Below are 20176 nucleotides of genomic sequence, written 5' to 3'. Positions count from 1 at the left end.
AACACTATAATCACAGTAAAAATATTAATTTTTTCGCTAGAATCTATTGAAATTACAACCAAAACCGATAAAATGGTTAAAGTACATAAATATAGAAAATAGTACTTTTGGGGGAATTTTGAATGGGAAAGACATTTTTAAAAGCAGCAGTGATTTATTTTACTATCGGGGTATTGATGGGGATTACAATGGGAATTATCCACGATTTCAGGCTAACATCGGTTCACGCACACGTTAACCTGTTAGGCTGGGTTTCAATGGCCATTTTTGGACTGATTTATCATTTTTATCCGCAAGCCGCCACTACGAAGTTGGCGAAAACGCATTTTTGGTTCCATAACATTGGATTGCCAGTCATGATGGTCGGTATTGCCACACAAATTATCACCGGCAGCAATGCAGCACTTCCTGTTGCCATCATTGGTTCCATCGTGTTGGTAGTTGGCGTCATCTTATTCACCATCAATCTTTTTAAGCATATCGGAAACGATGCAAAGTTAGATTCAAATAATAAATTATCCGTATAAACAAAGCGGCCATTTTAGAATGGCCGTTTTTTCTTTTTCGTAAAAAAAAACCCACAGAAAAAATGATAAAGGCTCGTAATTTTGTAGTAGAAGAATAAGGAGGCAAATGACGACATGAACGGTAAAAAACTAACAAATCTAGTAACGAGCGGTTTATTAGCTTCAACATTAATCTTTTCAGCAGGGGCGGGGGCTGTTTTTGCGGAAGGCGATGGCTCGGCTGTAGATAAAACAGAAGCAGCTATTGATACAACACCTGACACAAGTGCAGAGGCAACAACTGAAGAAACCAGCACTGATGAAGTATCTGTCGATGCAGGAGAGGTAACCGATGAGCAGGCTGCTGAAGGAGAACAAGCAGTGCAGGATGAAACTGCTACCGAAGAAGATCAAACTACACAGGATGAAACTGTAACTGAAGAAGATCAATCTATTCAAGAGGAAGCACCGTCTTTGGTACCTGGAGATTTCTTCTATTTCGTTAAAATCATGGCTGAAAAAATCCGTCTGGCGGTCACCTTTGATGATTATAAAGAGGCTAAACTTTTGGCAGATTACGCCGCTGAGCGAATCGCGGAATCAAAGGCACTTTTGGTTGATGGTAAAACTGATGAGGCAGCAGAACTTCTAAAAGAAGCGGTTGCCACTCAGGAGCAAGCAAGCGAACACTTAACTGATTCCGAGGCTGTGACCGAAGTTGAAGCCACTGACACAGATGGCACAGCAGAAGTTAAACTTTTAAATAACGTGAATGGATTATTAAATGCACTTGGCAATGTGAAAAACGAAACTGCCCAGTTGGCGATTATGAATAACTTGCAAAAGTCATTTGCAAAGCTGGATAAAAAGTTAACGAAGCTTGAAGAGAAAGATGCTAAATTTGCTGAGAAAAAGAAGCACATTGAAGAAAAGGTGGATGGACAGGTTCCAGATGACGACGCTGTTACTAAAAAGAACAAAAAAGGCAAAGCGTTAGGCAAGGGTAAGATGAAGAAGGCTGATACTGTGGAGATTGAAGAATCCGTTGAAACACCGGAGCAAGCTACTACAGTTGTGAATGAAGAAGTCGCAACTTCCACCGAAGTAACTGTAGAGCAAAATTCTACCTCTAATAAAGGCGCGGAAAAGCAATCCCAAGCCGCTGCCAAAGCATCTGAAAACCAAGCCAAGGCTGAGCAAAAGAAAGTGCAGGCCGTTGAAAAACAATACAAGCATTCTAATAACGGCCATGGAAATCAAGGTGAAAAAGGTAACGGAAAAGGGAAGAATTAATATTTTGTAGATGCAGATGACCCCGGGTAGATATCGGGGTCATTTTGTATATATGGAAGCTTTTTCATTGATGGGATTAATGGTAAACTAATGGTATTGATTGGAGGTGTTCTTTGATGAGTCAACCTCAACCTAAGAAAGTAACATACGCTGATTATTTAACATGGGCGGATGAACCAAGATATGAAATCATTAACGGTATTCCGATTTTGCAGGCTGCTCTTTCAAGACAGCATCAGCGAATTGTTACTCAGATAATTGGAGAATTATATAACTATTTTAAAGGAAAGACTTGCGAAGTTTATTCGGCTCCATTTGATGTCAGGCTATCTGCCTCGGATGATAATGAGGAATACCAAGTGGTGCAGCCCGATATAAGTGTCGTATGTGATGATAGAAAGCTTGATGATAAAGGGTGTAAAGGTGCACCGGACTTGATTGTCGAAGTACTGTCCCCGTCAACATGGCAGAGGGACAGGATTGAAAAAATGAACCTATACCAAAAACATGAGGTTAGGGAGTATCTATTAATTTATCCCAATGAAAAAATTTTGGAACAGTACATTTTAAATGAAAGTGGAAGTTATGATGTACCCAAGATTTACACTGCTGAGGAAACATTCACTTCTAGTCTTTTTTCAGATTTTGCTCTAAATATGCACGTGTTATTTTCTTGAAAATTACCTTAGAGGCTGACTCAAAAGGTCGTTGAATGACGACTCTTTTGAGTCAGTTTTTTATTTTCAATTTAATTTTGGTCTGTGTTGCGGGTTTTTGTGTTCGAAACGAGGGATAACCCCTCTATTCTTTGGCTATTTTAAGTTGCCTTTTGGACGCGGATTCCCATTTTAAAAGGTTATGGGCAACACAAATAAGACCCCATTCCGTGGTGATTTTGGAAAGGCCTCTTAACGAAAACCGACTGAAACCCCGATTATGCTTTATTTGGCCAAAGACAGGTTCCACGTCCATTTTCCTTTGTCTATACTTGTTTTCCCCTTCTTCGGAAGATAAAAGCTCCCGGACTTCCTTCCGTTGTTTTTGGTTTTCCATGGAGACTTTTATGCTCTTCGTTTCTTTTCCTTTTGCACAAGTATCTTGAAAAGGACAGTTTGGACAATCCATACAGAGATAGGTCCTTTTAATCGATAGGTATCCATTATCAGATTTTCTGCGACTTTCATATTGAAATACAAGGCGTTTATTATTTTTACAAATCCATTCATCCAGCTCTTCGTCATAGGTCATATTTTCAACGCGTCCAACTTGTTGCTGCCAAGCCTTGGTTTGTTCTTTATCGAAGGTGTTATATTTTATGTAGGCCTTGATACCCTCTTCTTCACATTTTGTATAGTTTTCTTCACTTCCATATCCGGAATCAGATATCCAATTCTTAGGCATTGGACGATTATACTGCTTTAGTAATTCGAGATGTGGAATCATGCAACCCGGATCCCCTGCACGTTGGTGGAGGCTGAAGCCCGTGATAAACTGGCTTTCGGTTCCAATCTGCACATTATATCCAGGCTTCAATTGACCATTCATCATATGATCATCCTTCATGCGCATAAAGGTGGCATCTTTATCAGTTTTAGAAAAGCTGTTCCGTTCAGCGAATGTTTCCTTCTGTTCCTCATATTTTATTTTTCGGGGCAGAAGATCTTTCTCAAGAACCCTTTTTGCCTTCTTGAGAATCTTATTTTTCGGATCCCTTTCCAAACGCTCTTCAAGCTTCTTGACGGTTTCAGAGATTTTTTCTGCTGTGATGGGGTTGGCTTCCAGTTTTTCTTGAAAGTCCCATTCCTTCTCGGCCTGTTCATCCTGTTCGGTGACTTCTTCAATGGATAGGAGGATTTGTTCAAACTTTTCATCCAACTTTTTATCGTACCTCTCCGTAGACTTTTTCCAGACAAAGGTATATTTATTGGCATTTGCCTCGATTTTCGTTCCATCAAAATAATAATCTTCCAGCTTCACAAGTCCTTCTTGACAAAGTAGATCTACAATCGAAAAGAAAGTTTCATAAATGACTTCCTTCATACGATTCGAACGGAAACGATTAATGGTTCGAAAATCCGGATTTTGGCTGCCAGAAAGCCACATGAAATAAATATTTTCCTCAAGTTGTTTCGCAATTTGACGAGAGGAGTAAATCCGATTTACATAGGCATAGAGGATAATTTTTAACATCATTTTGGGATGATAAGGTGGTCTTCCACCGCCTGGATGAAGGGAGCTAAGGATAGTTGGATTGATCTTTTCAACAGCCAAATCTACAATTCGGCATAGATGATATTCGGGGATTCGGACCTCAATATCCATTGGTAGAACTAATTGGCCTGTCGTGGTATAATTCATGTACATAAGAAAATCATTCCTTTCCGGTATTGTGTTTGTGTGGTAACTTCATTATACCAAATGGAATGATTTTCTTATTTTTTTGTACAAAAAATTATGACTTACTTTTTCACACTGTTGATTGGAGCGGAAGGCGGCGAAGACTCCTGCGGGAGTAGTGGGACAGGTGAGACCCCGCAGGCGTTTACGCCGAGGAGGCTCACCGCCCACCCCGCGGAAAGCGAAGCCGCCTGGAGCGGAAATCAACAGACCAGTTTCAAAGACATAAAAGCAAAAAAGGGGGGCCAAAAGTTATACTTTTGGGACACCCTCTTTTAATTTTGCAAAAAACTTGGTTGACCAGAACATATAAAAAAATGACCAGAAAAAACGTAAAACGACCAGAAAATCTTTGAAACTGACCAGAAAAATCCAAAGACTGACCAGAAAACTGGTCCTATCAATAAATTAACTAGAAAAAGGGATATCAAAGGCACCTGGATAGAGAGAAAATCATAAAAATGGCAGCCAGACTAAGCCCCAAAAAATTATCTCTTCAAGATATCTACAATTTCTAGGAACTTATCTACAAAAAATCACAACATATCTACAAATTTTCAAAGGATATCTACAATTTTTCAACTTTATTTACAATTCCATAATCTCAGCCACAAAAAAGAACCAGCGATTTCTGTAATCGCCGGTCCTTATAACCAAAAGCTATATTATTGTACCGCTCCGTGACAGTTTTTATATTTCTTCCCGCTCCCGCAAGGACATGGATCGTTGCGTCCGACGGTTTCTTTGTTGACCTTCGGCTTCTTCTTCACAACTTCGCCGTCTTCCTTCGGATTTACGGCCTGTCCCTTGGCAACCTCTTGGCGTTCTAAGTTGTTGCGGATTTCTGCCTTCATGATATACATCGCGGTTTCGTCCTCAATGGACTCAATCATTGCTTCGAACATTGCTAGACCTTCATGCTGGTATTCGCGCAATGGATCAATCTGTCCATACGCACGTAAATGGATACCTTGACGAAGCTGATCCATCGCGTCGATGTGGTCAATCCACTTCGAGTCAACAGCGCGCAAGGTTACTACTTTTTCAAATTCTCGCATTTGCTCAGGGTAAAGGATTTGTTCCTTCTCTTCGTAACGCTCTTTCACCTTCGACATAATCAAGTCGACGATTTCATCGGTATCCTTGCCGCGCAGTCCTTCAAGCGTGATATCACCTTCAGGAAGCAGGTAGGCATGGGCATAGTCGACAACGCCTTGCAGATTCCATTCTTCCTCGTCCAAATGTGCCGGAGCAAGAGCCCCAATGTGGCGCTGAACCGAACTCAAGATCATATTTTGAATGATATCGCGCAGGTTTTCGGAATCCATAACCTCGTCACGCTGCTTGTATATAATCTCGCGCTGCTGGCGCAACACATCATCATATTGCAACAGCTGTTTACGGGCATCGAAGTTGTTGCCCTCAACACGTTTCTGCGCAGACTCAACAGCACGTGACACCATCTTCGACTGAATTGGCTGGGAATCGTCCATACCAAGCTTTGTCATCATTGCTTTCATATTGTCAGAACCGAAGCGGCGCATCAGTTCATCTTCCATTGAGAGATAGAACTGAGTTATACCAGGGTCTCCTTGACGTCCGGAACGTCCACGCAGCTGGTTGTCGATGCGTCGGCTCTCGTGACGCTCGGTACCGATAACGGCCAAACCTCCTAAGCCAACCACACCTTCGCCAAGCTTAATGTCGGTACCACGACCGGCCATGTTCGTCGCAATCGTCACTGAACCAGCGTGACCGGCTTCAGCAATAATTTCGGCCTCACGTGCGTGATTTTTCGCGTTCAATACGTTATGGCGAATGCCTTTTTTCAACAGCATCCGTGAAATCAACTCGGAAGTTTCAATGGCAACCGTACCTACAAGCACCGGCTGCCCCTTCGTATGACGCTCAGCAATATCCTCTACTACGGCACGGAATTTACCTTCCATCGACGCATAAATCAAGTCCGCTCGGTCATCACGAACGATTGGACGGTTTGTCGGAATCACGACAACGTTCATATTATATATGTTACGGAATTCTTCTTCTTCCGTTTTTGCAGTACCCGTCATCCCGGCCAATTTTTCATACATCCGGAAGTAGTTCTGGAACGTAATGGTTGCCATTGTCTGGCTTTCGTTCTGAATTTCAACGCCTTCCTTGGCTTCAATCGCCTGGTGCAGCCCCTCGGAATAGCGTCGGCCCTTCATCAGACGGCCGGTAAATTGGTCAACAATGACAATCTCGCCATCCTGAACGACATAATCGACATCAAGGTGCATCGTTACGTTTGCCTTCAGCGCCTGGTTAATATGGTGGTTTAAAGTCACGTGTTTCATATCAAACAGGTTTTCAATGCCAAATGCTTTCTCGGCCTTGCTGATACCCTCATCCGTCAGCATAACGGCTTTTATTTTTTCATCGTACGTATAGTCAACATCCTTCGTTAAAGTCCGGACGAATGCGTTGGCTTGCATATACAGTACCGCTGACTTTTGTGCAGAACCAGAAATGATTAGTGGTGTCCGCGCTTCGTCAATTAGAATCGAGTCAACCTCGTCAATAACGGCAAAAAATAACGGGCGCTGTACCTTTTGTTCTTTGTAAAGCACCATGTTATCACGCAGGTAATCGAAGCCGAATTCATTGTTCGTACCATAAGTAATGTCGCAAGCATAAGCAGCCTGTTTTTCATCCTTATCCATGCTGTTCAAGTTCAAGCCGACGGTTAGGCCTAAAAATTCATATAATTGGCCCATCTCAGTTGCGTCACGGCTTGCCAGGTATTCGTTGACGGTGACAACGTGCACGCCTTTTCCGGAAAGGGCATTTAAGTAAACTGGCATGGTTGCGGTTAACGTTTTACCTTCACCGGTTTTCATTTCGGAGATATTTCCTTCATGAAGAGAAATACCACCCATTAGCTGAACATGATACGGGTAAAGGCCAAGCACGCGGCGCGCACCCTCACGAACGACAGCAAAAGCTTCTACTAATAGATCATCAAGTGTTTCGCCTTTTTGGTAGCGGTCCTTGAATTCAGCAGTTTTTTCACGTAGTTGATCGTCGGTCAATCGTTCCGTTTCAGCAGCAATCGCGTCAATTTTGTTCGCTAGCTTATCCAGCCGTTTCAGCTCGCGTTTGTTCAAATCAAAGACTTTATCTAAGATCCCCATTATGTGATTAACGCTCCTTTATATCGAGACTCATAAAACCATTTCTTGGCTAATAAGAAATATAAAATTTCTACTAAATTTTATATTTCTTAACGCATAAATTCAACTACTCCTCTGTCTTCGTCCTAACGGACTCGCCAATCGGCGAGTTTTCATTTAAAAAATTACTATAAATATACATAATCCATCTTACCATTTTAAGGCTTGGAGTGACAACAATGTTACTGTATCAGGAAAAATTGCCAAGGAACGCCGTGGAGATGTTTGATTTTTTGTCAATTTTGACAGCGAAGTGACAGTTAATGACAAATTCACACTGCCGTAGTCAACTCCAAAGAAAACCTGATTGTGGATGAATAAAATTGCTATATTTATGTATAAATATTAATTCTAATACACTTAAACACTACCTAAATAGTGCTAATTAAACCCCTTGATAGCAACATTCCTATGTTGTTTTTAGGTAAAATTACTTAAACGTAAATCATGAAAAAATATTCACAAATTGTACATTGGATTATACTCCCACAATGTTAGATACTAACTTTAGAGAGGTAACTATGGAAAATAAATAGAGAACCAATAAGTTATGGGAAGGGTGAGGAAAGTGGCTATTTGGGGGAAAAAGAAAAAAGAGACCGATCCCGAATCGAGAGAAGAAAAACAAAAAGTTGGCTTATTCCGCAAACTCTGGCAGAAAGTCAGAAACATAGATTGGAAGGATCCGGTCACACGTTGGAAAGTCATGTTCGTTTCATTAATCGGATTAATTGTTGTTGGTGCTGGCGGATACGGGGTTATTCAATTCACTAACTCGCCGACATTCTGTTCCAGCTGTCACGAAATGGCACCAGAATACACAACCTTTACGGCAAGTGCCCACAACAACATCACTTGCGTCCAGTGTCACATCAAACCGGGTGCAGTCAACATGCTGACTCACAAGATGAAGTCACTGAAGGAAGTTTACTATCACGTAACCGGTGTGCCTGAGCAAATCGTTCAAACCGAGGACGAAGCTGTTTCCAATGAAAACTGTATGCAATGTCACTCGAAAAATCGTCTTGTCACCGCATCGGGCGACTTAAAGGTAAACCACAAAGGACATATTGAAGAAGGCGTACCATGTATCAGCTGCCACGCCGGCGTTGTCCACGCGAAAATGGCTGCCCGCGGCATCAATACTGATGAAGTTCGCGGCGATTACACTAAAGAGACAGCCGAAAAAATCATGGAAAAGAAATACCTCGCTCCAAACATGGGTACCTGTATCGATTGCCATGACAAAGTAAACAACGGTGAAAAACCATGGAAAGAAATTTCTTACCTCGTTCCGCCAAATCCGGAACACGTAGAGAAAAAGCTTGACGAAAATGCTAAGAAAGCTTCAGGTGAAGCCAAAGTAGCAAAAACTGAGGAAATTTCCGAAGGAGAAAATACGAAAACAGTCACAACAGCTCATGATCAAAAAACACAAGACCTAATTCTACAAGCAATTGGCAAGCAGCAGAAAGATGTTAAACTCTCAATGGCTTGTGAAACCTGTCATAAACAAGTCAACATTCCTAAGGATCATAAGGCTGAGGGGTGGAACCAGTCGCATGGTACCACAGCCGTCCAACAATTGGATAAATGTATGGACTGTCACGAGGATTCCAATTGGGTTCGTGAAATTCCAAAAGAAGACCTTATGACCCTATTAAAAATGAATGATGCCAAAGGAGAAACCGGCCAATATACACCGAACATGACATTGGTCAAAGAAGAAGCACGTATCAATAAGTTCTGCAGCTCCTGTCACTCTGACCGTCCTGCAAGTCACGGGAAAAGCGACAATTGGTTAACAGGACATGCATCACAAGCCTCCGCAGACCAGCAAAAAGCTGAATGTTATGTCTGTCATGATCGCTCTAAACCAGTTAATGGCCAGGAACTTGGCAAAGCACCTACGGATGTCTATTGCGAGAATTGCCATCGTACGGGTTTTAAGGGTGAATCTAAAAACTAGGGTGCAAATCATCTTAGAATAAAGGGGGTCACGATATGGAAGAGGACAAATTGGAGCAACAAGCACCTGAAAGGAAAATGCGCAACAAATTCAAAATCTTGACCCTGTCTCTGCTTTTTATCGCAATATTTATAATAGCAGGTACTGTGACAGTGGAATCTACTTCAAGTTCAAGTTTTTGCGAAACGTGCCACGAAATGAAGCCGGAAACGCAGACATTCAAAGTTTCATCACATAGCCAGTTGCAATGTAATGACTGTCATATCCAATCAGGTGCAGCAAATTTGGCTAAGGCAAAAATGGACGGTTTGGTGAGAGTATATAAAAAGGTAACCGACAATTTTCCAGCACCGATTCATATGCCTACTCAAATACCAAATTCGACTTGTGAAAAATGTCACAATATGAAAACTCGGAATGTTACAACATCTGGAGATATTATCATTCCGCATGGAAAGCACATTAAAGAAGACATCAAATGTGTTGAGTGCCACAGCGGAGTTGCCCATGGTGATATTGCTGATCGGAATGTAACATTCAAAACCGATTACGAAAAATGGAATGAAACTCTAGCAAAACAAATGATGAGTGAAAAATACACCCAGCCAAAAATGGAAGAATGCATTAGTTGTCACATAACAAACAATGTATCTACAGCCTGTAAAACTTGTCACTCATCTGGTATGGAGCCGGCTTCACATAGCAATCCGAACTTTATGAAGGGCGAACATGGACAGCTTGCAGAAAAGAATATTGATAAATGCAACAGTTGCCACTCATATATGTCTGATAATCCAATAAAGAGTATGCAAACAAAGACTGTTATTGAACAATTCATTGAAAACGGCAGTTCGAGCACCGGTACGATTTCGGCAGCGCAATACGCTAAGGAAAATACGTTTTGTAAGACATGCCATGCCAAGAAACCCGCAAGCCATGACAGTGATTTCTTTAATGACCATGGTAAGCTTGCTGGAAGTAATATTGGAACATGTAAGGCGTGCCATGATACCAGCAAGTTAGGCTCAAATACTTCAAATCAAGTAATCTGTGCTACTTGCCATCCCGCCACACATAATAAAGTATCAGAAATAGCTACACATCCTATTTCATTGAATGGGATTACGAAGCCTTCCGCAACATGTTATAAGTGTCATGATCAGAACACTTGTGAAAAATGCCATAGGAAGGATTAATGTGCGATTTTGCACTTCTGATAGTTTTGTTGGCTAGTACGATCAATAAAACTATCAGAAGTGATTCAGATTAAACTACATTTGAGGTGGATATTTATGAAGGCTGTACAGCCAATAAATCCAGAACCGGATAATAACGAAAGATCCCATTTGCAGAAGGAAAAAAAGAAAAGTTTTACAAAGTTACAGGCATCTTTGCTAATCGTCGCAACCTTAGTTATTAGTTTAGTAGCAGGGTATTTTATCTGCGATAAATATGTGTGGCCCAATAAAGAAGAAGCAAGAATGATTGAGCAAATTGATTACTATAAAGGACTAGTAGCCAAGAAACCTAATAATCCTGATAACCACGTGAATCTGGGCTATTCCTACTTCATTTACGGGGATACCGATAATGCCATAAAGCAACTGAAAAATGCCATAAACCTTGATAACAAAAATTTCGCTGCCTATTTTAACCTTGGGCTTGTCTATAATTCTATGGAAAGATACAACGAAGCAGCAAGAATGGCACAAAAAGCGGAAGCACTCGGTCCGAAGAATTTTCAGGCACACTTATTGTCAGGGATGGTCTATCGAAATTTAAAACAATATGATAAGGCGATAAAATCATTGCAATCAGCACTTACAATTATGCCATCAAACACGGATATCATTACGGAAATTGGCAGAGTAAAAGAAGATCAAGGACAATTTAAAGAAGCCGAGGAATTTTTTAAACAGGCCTTAAGTTACGACCCATTATATAAACCCGCATCTCAAGGCTTGGATAGGGTCGATGCAAAACTAAAAGACAACAAGTAGAAGGAGTTGACCACACATGAAAAAGAGGACTGTGTATTTAATAATGGGTGGAATTGTTGCCCTTTCCGTTGCTTTTTTTGCAATCGTCTCTATTTTTCATTTGGACTCAAAATTAATTAAACCGGTTGTTGCAAGTGTTAAACCGGGAGGGCCAAAGACATTTTTAAACTCATTGTACGGGGACTTTGATCAACCGCTAAAGAAACCGATGGATGTTACACAAGTTGACAATTATATTTATGTGACTGATGCCAATAGTCGTGATGTACAAGTTTTTGATGATTCGGGAAATGTGGCCTTCAAATTTGGAAAACAAGGAACAAAGGAAGGTGAATTTTCATTTCCGTATGGAATTGCTGGAGATGAAAATGGACATATATATGTTGCTGATATGGACAGTGCCAATATTTCCATCTTTGATGCAAAAGGCAAATTCATCAAATACTTTGATGATAAGGAAAAGGTACTTAAAGCCCCGGGTGGACTGCGTATATTTAATGAAAAACTTTACGTAACGGATATTAAAGCAAATAAAGTTTTTGTTTTTAATCTTAAAGGGAAGAAATTACTAGAGATTGGCGGGCCTGGGGATGCCGAGGGGAAATTTATTGCACCAAATGCCGTTACAATTGATTTTGATAATAATATCTACGTATCAGATTCGGCGAATAATAGAGTTGAAATATTTGATAAAGATGGCAAGTATACCAAATCAATAAACGGATCAAAAGACGGAAAAGGTAATCCAACTTTCCTTAATCCAAGAGGTGTTGGTGTCGATTCAAAAGGTAATTTATATGTAGCTAATAATCTCTCTCATACTGTATATGTCTTCGACCAGAGCGGGAAAGAACTATATGAGTTAGGGGGGATGGGAACTGCTAATGATAAGTTCTATCTTCCCAATGGTGTTTTTATAGATGATAATGATCATTTATATGTGACTGATACAGTCAATCAAAGGGTGTCTATCTTTAAATAAAATTTCTCTTCTTTAAGGAGGTGATGGATGGTAAGGTCACTACTTACGCTGTCCTGTCTGTTAAAAAAAGAGAGAGAATTTAGGGAGGTTTTTAGAAATGAGTAAGCTAAGAGTTGGCTTATCAGCAGTATTTATGCTTATTTTATTAAGCATGTTCAGTGTTGGTGCCTTCGCGGCAGCTCCGGATCCATCATTTGTCCCGACATCGACTCATCCGGCACCGAATATTTATTCAGCCGATGTCAACAACGATGGCTCAATGGGAACACAAAAGACTCACGGTAATTTTCAAAACAACACGAACGCTTGTGCAAACTGCCACAGTGTACACAATGGACAAAACGACATGTTGTTAATGAAATCCGGAGATACAGAGCTTTGTATGTCTTGCCATGATGGCACAATGGGGTTTTATGATGTTAAAGATCCAAGTGGAGCCGGAGTATTTGATGTTGATGCATCAGGAAAAGCTAAGCCAGAAGGACACACAAGCGTTTCTATGCACAATGTTAGTGATGGTATAAAAGCTAAAACTGCTCCTGGAGCTTATCTGAACAAATCAACAAATGTACTAGAATGCTCCAGCTGCCACAACCCTCACGGATCGGCAAATGATAGATTATTGAATGAAACAGTGAATGGAAATAAATTTGCTAAAGATAATGCAAATACACCTGCTCCAACAGGCACTAAAACAATCGAACTGAATTTAACAAATGATGATGACTTTAAAGCTATCAATGATGCAACTGGACCAAACGGTGTGAAAGTTACAAAATCAGCGGGTCCGACTACGAATAAAACTTTTAATTTGGTTGAGAGTGATGTCTACTATTCACAATTCTGTGGAGCATGTCACGATGACTACTTCGCAAAGAGAAATGTAGGGACCAATCAAAATCCTGCTCCAGGAAAACCTAGCGCAGGAGATACGGCTTATGCTGCTGATCATGAGAAATATGGGGCATATACGCATACTACTAATTCATCAAAGCAAGGTAGAAACTGTGCTGCATGTCACTATGCACACGGTACAGATGAAAGAACACTAATGGATGCTCTTGGAAATACAGTGGCTGATTATACAAAACCAACTAATAATGGCGGGAAATACGGGTGGACTCCAGAAAAAGCTACATCATATATGAAAGATATTAGTCCAGTTAGCTCTTCATTGAAGAAATTCACCAACTTCGCAGTATGTTTTGCTTGCCATGGTACGAGTATCTCAACAACCATTGACCCAAATATTAAAGGCCCAGATGGAAAGATCTTAGGAAGATCTAAAATTGTTGGTAACTAATTAAGCAAAAGCTAATGTAGAACAAGGTAACAAAATTATTTTGTTACCTTGTTCTAAATAATTTGATTACTAAAAAAAGGTATTTAAAAAGGGATGGATAAGGACTTATTTCCTCCAGTGGTATGTTATTAGAATATAGCAAACTCTTTATTAAAAATAATTAATAGGAACTACTGCTTAGGAGGTGATTAACAACATTAGCAATTACATCTTTATATAACAAAAAGAGAGAGAAGATTTAAAAGGGAGGTTTTTTGAAATGAGCAAGTTGAAAATTAGCTTATCTGCACTATTCATGCTTATTTTGCTGAGCATGTTTGGCGGACTGGCCTTTGCAGCTGGGACTGAAGGTCCAGTGGATGGTCATTTTGACACAACTAACTTACAAAATCCAACAGACACATTGAATAATGCAACCATTGATAACAACGGAGACACCAATTCACAAAGAACACATGGTAACTTCCAAAACAACACAAACTCTTGTTCCAACTGCCATAGTGTGCACAATGGGCAAGATGAAATGCTGTTAATGAAGAGCGGAGCATCTGACCTTTGTATGTCGTGCCATGATGGAACGTTAGGTTTCTATAACGTTTATAATTCGAGTGAAGCAGGGGTAATGTTTTCTAAAGATGCAAGTGCTTCCATGCATAAAGTTACCTCTCATTTAGATGAAAAAGCAGCCCCTGGAGCAACAAATATAGAAAATGATACAAACGGCGCGAAATTAAAAAACACTTCTACGGCAACATTTGAATGCTCAAGCTGCCATAATCCGCACGGATCTGCCAATGATCGTTTGTTAAATGAAAAAGTAGCTGAAAATCAATATGGTGCCAAATATAATGTCAGTATTGTGGGTTATACTGAAACAATTACAAAAGCCAGTACAATCCCACTGGGACAAAAAGCAATAAAATTAAATTTACAACTTGATCCGACTTATTCAGAAATCAATAATGCTACAAACTTGTCAGGAATTAAAATTTATAAATCAAGCGGTATTTATACAGAGGCTAATGGTCCGGCAGCCGGAGTATCGGTAGAGGATGTAAGGAACTACAGATTAAACTACTCTGCCTTTTGCGGTAGCTGCCATACCGATTATTACAGAAGTCGAGAAGATGGAGCCAGAGCTATGACAGCGGATAATGGCGCACACTTGTATACTCACTCTACAAGCAGTACGAAGTCAGGTAGGGCTTGTACATCTTGTCACTATGCTCACGGTACGGATATTACATTATTAAGAGATACAGCTGGTAAAAACATTGCAGATATTGCTAAACAACCAGGTTGGGATGACACTAAAGCTAGAGCTTATATGAAAGATGTAAGCAAAACCGGATCAAACTTAAAGAGATTTACAAACATGGCTGTATGTTGGGCTTGTCACCAATCTACGCATGCTATTGCTAATACCCCAGGAACAAGCACATATCCAGGACCTGGAGTTCCTGGTGGAGATTATTCTGGTAAGAGTATAATTAAATAAAAAATGCCAACAAATAGTATACTTATTTGTTAGCTAAAGGTTTTGTATAAAACAAGGTGACAATAGCACTATTGTTGCCTTGTTTTATTATTCATCTATAAGTTGAAAGTGTCAAAAATTTTTAACTTAACAATGAAAATTAATGTAAATTCATTTGATATAATTAAAAAAAAGCCCTTTGCTATTTATGTGGCAAAGAGAAAAGGATGAATATCATGAAAAGGAAGAACTACAAGCGGAAGCTATTTTCGTATATTGTCATTTGGAGCGTTTTTATTAGTTCCCTCCTTTTATATTCTCCTGAAACACATGTTTTTTCGGAATCTGGTATTCCAGAAATCACAATGATCTCCCCGCAGGGAGGTTCTGAATTTACGGTATCAACGGTTGAATTAACCGGGAAAATATCTGACGACAACACGCCTTCAGATAAACTATCATTAAAAGTGTTTGAAAAGCTTAACAGTTCCCAACAGCCGATTGATATTACTGATGATGGAAAACGTATGATAACAAACATGGGTGAATATGCACAATTTTCCTTTTTGAAGGAATTTAGCGAGGGAGATCATACCTTAATTTTTCAGGCCTTGGATGAAACAGGGAACATTACGGAATTAACCCAAAACTTTACCGTGAAGTCTTCCCTGATAACAGATAGGGTTGCTTTTGGCATTCAGGGGTTAAACAGCGACTTGCTTTCAGCATCTAACAACACGAACGCACCCCAGGGTACTGCGGATACAACTGATACAACTGCTAATACTGGGACCCGTCCATTTGTATGTGATATAAGTCTCGTCCCATCTGAAGGGAATGACCCAGGAAAAGTCCTGCCAGCTGATGATATGACACAGGTGCCGATCGGTTACCAGATTCGAATCGTCATCAGAACTGCCGGGACATTATCCACCGAAAAACCTATAATAACGGTTGTACCTAAAGTAGGGGATATTGAAGGGACTCCAAGTGGAACTGCCCAGGTTAAAGATGGATTGAAGGAATATGTATTTACCTTCAAACCGGAAAAACTTGAAAAAAATACAACTTATCATGTATATATTGATTCAAATATTTCAAATGATGCAAAAAAAAATATTGTCCCAAGATTTTTTAAATTTACGACCATCAGTACTTATGAAGAATATCAATATGAATCAAATGGCAGGCCAAAAGATTATATTCATGGCGACTTTTCTGGTGTAACCAATTCTTGTGCATATTGCCATAGCACCCATAATGGGAAAAGTCCTACCCTTGAAGGCGGCAAGTATGGAAGTTTAAAAAATAATCTATGTATGGCGTGCCATGATGGAACGAATGGCACCGGGACACCTATTCCAGATAAATATAGTGATTCTAAACACACGCATGCAGAGGGAAAAATTTCGGATACTGAATCCTGCACAAGCTGTCATAACCCGCACGAAGGCTGGTCCAAGGAAAATCCTAACAGACTAAAAGGTGCATCAGTTACGGATTCTTCCGGAACTCATTTTCAAACCTACTCATATAAAAAAGTCGGATCCTACTCAAGTAACGATTCTGAATCAGGACAAGTTAAGTCGGATGATTTCTCATTATGCTTAAGATGTCACAATGGCACGAATGGTGTTTCAAATATTGCGCAATATTACAAAGATGATGCCTTTACCGATCCTAGCAAATCGGGACATATTATTACAGCATCTGTAGACAGCGGCAGTAAGTTAAATGGCCGTCTCCCATGTTCAGAATGCCACGAAACCCATGGCTCCAATAACATCATGATGTTAAAGGAGAATATCGGCAATCTGAAACCGGATGATAAAGATAAATATACGACACAGTTTGACACATGGACGGCTTCTGATGAGCGTGCGTTCTGTATGAAGTGTCATGACGGTACAAAAGTGATTTACGGCATAACTGGAACTTTCCCAGCCCAGAAGGCTAATGGGGAACTTATCAACGGACACAAAAATGAAGACGATCAAGCTTGCTCATCCTGCCATGGCGGGGATAAGAATTTAGTAATTGAAGCTGCCCATGCACCTTCACCTGGGAAATAGGATATATTACACTTGAAAAAGCGAGAGGCCCACGGCTTTTTGTTTTTAGAGTAGACAGTGTAACATTTGGGAGATACCACGGTCTATCTGACTGTGGTATTCTCCATTTTAGGAAAGGGACACGTCTCTAGCATGACAACAATTTTATTTCCAAAGGATAGAATAACCATCCTATCTCACATACTTTGTGATATGCCATTTAATCCTAGAAAAATGGCTTGGGGGCAGATTTTGACTAATAAATTCTGGAATCCCTAAATTAGTATTAACAACCAAAAATAGCCCTCATGACTAAGTCATGAGGACACTGAACTCTATCTTTTCATCCACTCAGCGAGCCCCTCAATCCTGTCCCACAAATGTTTGTGTAGCCCGGAATAGCTGATGGCTTCATTATCGTCACCAAACCCGTAGTAATCCGGTATGGCCTTTGGCATGCGCTTTTTACCAACTAAGTAAGGTATCACATACTTGTTCATCTGCTTGGCAGCTTTTAACAATGCCTTCGCCTTCACAGTAAAGCCATTTTCGAGCAGCTCCAGCAAAAGCTTGTTAAACGCCGTTTGCGTGGTGTCCTCATCATATTTTTCCATCAGCTCGTGGGCCTTCGCGTGTTCCCCTTTATCCAAGTAGGCAACAAACAACGATTCGCGAACACCCTGATTATCCATCGGATTTAACTCCAGCAATTCCTCAAACTGTTGGATGGATCCGTCCACATCTTCTAACAAGTAAAGTGCCTCTGCATAATGGGCTTTGGCGCGCATATACGGTCGTGTTTCAATCAAGCCCCAGAAATGGCCCTTATTTTCCTCGAAAAATTCTTTTCCTAGTGCTTGCTCTCCAACTTCCATTCCTCTCCGAAACAGTAGAGCGGCTTCATCAAGGAAATCCGCGTCTTCAGCGAGAATGATGTATGCATCAGTGCAATAAGGATTCATGCCTAGTGCCTGCTGAGCTAACTGGTACCGTTTCGGACCTTCTTCATGAAGTGCTTCAAAAATCAATTCCTGCGAACGTTCTTCGTCGCGACGGGAGACTTTTTTTAGTTTTTGCGGAGGTTCCGGATCAACAATCCTTGGTTTAGAAGGAAACTCAATCACCGCCCCTTCCTTAACTGGAGGGCCAACCTCCTCAGAATACATCATCCCCACGATTTGCTCGATTTCCTCTGTTAACGTGTTTTCCAAATCTGCAGAATTGGTCGAAATTGAACTCACTGAAACTCCGTACATTTGTGCCAGCTCTTTTTGGGTAAATACTTTTTCCATCGGTGCAATGTTGGAGAGCAAATAATGCAGCGCGGCAGCGTAGTTATTCGGATTCTGGATCCGCTTCTGCTTTTTCTGACAATAGGAATACCAAAGCACAACACCCATATCTACAACCGGCGGCAGAATATCCTCAAGGGCTTCTAGCTTTGATTTTAATATTTCAGCGACTTCCTCATAAATGGGTGCTGGCCAGTCCAGATTCCCAATTTCCACGAGTTCGCCGACCATTGGCAGCTCACTCATGATTTCCATGAAAAAGTCAGTCAAATATTCCTGCGGTGAATCATAGCCATTTGCCATCCCGCCATTGCCAATAAAGGCAAAGGCAAGGTCTGTCTTCAGGTCCGGTAAATCAAATGGTGCCGGAAAAAACACGTAGTTTTGCTCAAACGGCATAATCATCCCCATGAAAAAGGAATCCGACTCAAGCTCGACTGGTGCGCCTGTGACAATTGCGTCAAATTGTTCCCCGGAAAACCCATCCTCGACCGTCAGCTTGTTGTGTTCGACCTTAATTACCTTTCCAGCGATCGCACGTGGGTTCGACCATGATTGTAAAATTTGCTTTAGCTTCGGCCGTTTAATTTTTCCAACCTCTGAAGCAATAAATTTCTCGATAATCGTTTTTCCGTCATCCAATTCCTCAAACAGCGAAAACCAAATAGCATGAATCATTTCGAAAAACTCTCGTTCCTGCTCATCGTCAAGCTGGATTTCAATGTTATCCTCAAAGGCAGCAAAATCGTCTTCAATCTCTTCTCCAAAGTACGTAAACGAAAACTGAATCAATTGCTTTTGCAGTTCATCGATTTCCCTTTCTAGTAATTGGGTAATCGAAACTGCCTCGTTCGCTCCACAACAATTTTTATATTTCTTCCCGCTCCCGCATGGACACGGGGCATTCCGGTTGATCTTCTCCATGGCCCTCTTCTCCTTTTATCTCTCTATATTATTCATCAAGTTATGTATCAGTTCGTCCAACTTGCTTTTATTTTAATAGTATCATTTTTGACGGAATGAAACGCGAAAATACACGGATAAGTGTAATGTTTTCTTCAGTTTTTACAAGTTTGTAGAATTCCGGTTAAATCACGTAGAATTGTTCCTTAATCGTGTAGAATTCTTATCAAGATGCGTAAAAATGTTTATAGTTTACGTAGAATTCGTTAGATTTCGTGTAGAATTCCCGCATAGGAGTCTTAGGTTTGTTAATATATCGAAAAAATATGTTGATATCCACCCCAAATGTGTCGATATCCTTTCAAAATGTGTTGATATCCACCCCAAATGTGTCGATATCCCTTCAAAATGTGTTGATATCCACCCCAAATGTGTCGATATCCTTTCAAAATGTGTTGATATCCACCCCAAATGTGTCGATATCCTTTCAAAATGTGTTGATATCCACCCCAAATGTGTCGATATCCCTTCAAAATGTGTTGATATCCACCCAAAATGTGTCGATATCCTTTCAAAATATGTTGATATCCACCCAAAATGTGTCGATATCCATTCAAAATATGTTGATATCCACCCCAAATGTGTCGATATCGCCCAAGTATCCATATACAAAGCTACACCCACGCCATCCATCCACCCAAATTTTGAACTTTTCCCCGTTTTCAAGTTATAATGAACAAGGACTAACCAAGAAATTTAGAATAAACTATTATACAGTACTTAAATAG

General features: G+C 40.4%; 14 protein-coding genes. 11 read left to right on the top strand and 3 right to left on the bottom strand.

Going from position 1 to position 20176, the window contains the following annotated elements; all coding sequences use genetic code 11:
- The first annotated feature begins 122 nt into the window (after positions 1-122).
- From ACZ43M_RS23800 to ACZ43M_RS23790, 3 genes are all read left to right on the top strand, one after another.
- Entirely contained in the window at positions 123-527 is a 405-nt protein-coding gene (locus ACZ43M_RS23800) for a cytochrome-c oxidase (protein WP_464504987.1), read from the top strand.
- A 114-nt stretch (positions 528-641) separates the two neighbouring features.
- Entirely contained in the window at positions 642-1799 is a 1158-nt protein-coding gene (locus ACZ43M_RS23795; protein WP_464504986.1) for a DUF5667 domain-containing protein, read from the top strand.
- A gap of 116 nt (positions 1800-1915) precedes the next feature.
- Complete coding sequence (locus tag ACZ43M_RS23790) at positions 1916-2476, top strand: Uma2 family endonuclease (RefSeq protein WP_464504985.1); 561 nt, start codon at positions 1916-1918, stop codon at positions 2474-2476.
- Positions 2477-2600: 124 nt separating this feature from the next.
- Here the strand turns inward: ACZ43M_RS23790 and ACZ43M_RS23785 are convergent, their stop codons facing one another.
- Both ACZ43M_RS23785 and secA read right to left on the bottom strand, forming a co-directional pair.
- A complete protein-coding gene (locus tag ACZ43M_RS23785; RefSeq protein WP_464504984.1) occupies positions 2601-4163 on the bottom strand; it encodes an IS1182 family transposase in 1563 nt (520 codons plus the stop codon).
- Positions 4164-4861: 698 nt separating this feature from the next.
- A complete protein-coding gene (gene secA, locus ACZ43M_RS23780; RefSeq protein ID WP_464508101.1) occupies positions 4862-7375 on the bottom strand; it encodes a preprotein translocase subunit SecA in 2514 nt (837 codons plus the stop codon).
- 604 nt (positions 7376-7979) lie between these two features.
- On the opposite strand from secA, the gene ACZ43M_RS23775 reads away from it, so the two are divergent.
- The 7 genes from ACZ43M_RS23775 (at position 7980) to ACZ43M_RS23745 (ending at position 17214) form a co-directional block, all read left to right on the top strand.
- Positions 7980-9380: a cytochrome c3 family protein gene (locus ACZ43M_RS23775; protein WP_464504983.1), complete on the top strand. Its 1401-nt coding sequence runs from the start codon at positions 7980-7982 to the stop codon at positions 9378-9380.
- 35 nt (positions 9381-9415) lie between these two features.
- Positions 9416-10576 carry a cytochrome c3 family protein gene (locus tag ACZ43M_RS23770; protein ID WP_464504982.1) on the top strand — a complete coding sequence of 387 codons (1161 nt, stop codon included), beginning with the start codon at positions 9416-9418 and terminating at the stop codon, positions 10574-10576.
- 96 nt (positions 10577-10672) lie between these two features.
- The gene (locus tag ACZ43M_RS23765) at positions 10673-11380 is read left to right on the top strand and encodes a tetratricopeptide repeat protein (protein WP_464504981.1); all 708 of its coding nucleotides are present in this window, start codon (positions 10673-10675) and stop codon (positions 11378-11380) included.
- 16 nt (positions 11381-11396) lie between these two features.
- Positions 11397-12362, top strand: a complete 966-nt coding sequence (locus ACZ43M_RS23760) for a 6-bladed beta-propeller (protein ID WP_464504980.1) — start codon at positions 11397-11399, stop codon at positions 12360-12362.
- A gap of 97 nt (positions 12363-12459) precedes the next feature.
- Positions 12460-13665 carry a cytochrome c3 family protein gene (locus ACZ43M_RS23755; RefSeq protein WP_464504979.1) on the top strand — a complete coding sequence of 402 codons (1206 nt, stop codon included), beginning with the start codon at positions 12460-12462 and terminating at the stop codon, positions 13663-13665.
- Between the two features lie 259 nt (positions 13666-13924).
- The gene (locus tag ACZ43M_RS23750) at positions 13925-15163 is read left to right on the top strand and encodes a cytochrome c3 family protein (protein WP_464504978.1); all 1239 of its coding nucleotides are present in this window, start codon (positions 13925-13927) and stop codon (positions 15161-15163) included.
- A gap of 215 nt (positions 15164-15378) precedes the next feature.
- Positions 15379-17214, top strand: coding sequence for a multiheme c-type cytochrome (locus tag ACZ43M_RS23745; RefSeq protein ID WP_464504977.1), 1836 nt, complete (start codon positions 15379-15381; stop codon positions 17212-17214).
- A gap of 314 nt (positions 17215-17528) precedes the next feature.
- On the opposite strand, the gene ACZ43M_RS23740 is transcribed toward ACZ43M_RS23745, so the two are convergent.
- Positions 17529-19409, bottom strand: coding sequence for an SEC-C metal-binding domain-containing protein (locus tag ACZ43M_RS23740; protein WP_464504976.1), 1881 nt, complete (start codon positions 19407-19409; stop codon positions 17529-17531).
- A 220-nt stretch (positions 19410-19629) separates the two neighbouring features.
- On the opposite strand from ACZ43M_RS23740, the gene ACZ43M_RS23735 reads away from it, so the two are divergent.
- Positions 19630-20121, top strand: a complete 492-nt coding sequence (locus ACZ43M_RS23735; protein WP_464504975.1) for a hypothetical protein — start codon at positions 19630-19632, stop codon at positions 20119-20121.
- Positions 20122-20176 lie beyond the last annotated feature (55 nt).

It is taken from the genome of Neobacillus sp. B24, from assembly GCF_055381825.1.
Note: the sequence above shows the minus strand (reverse complement) of the source record. Positions and strands in the feature narration are given on the sequence as shown.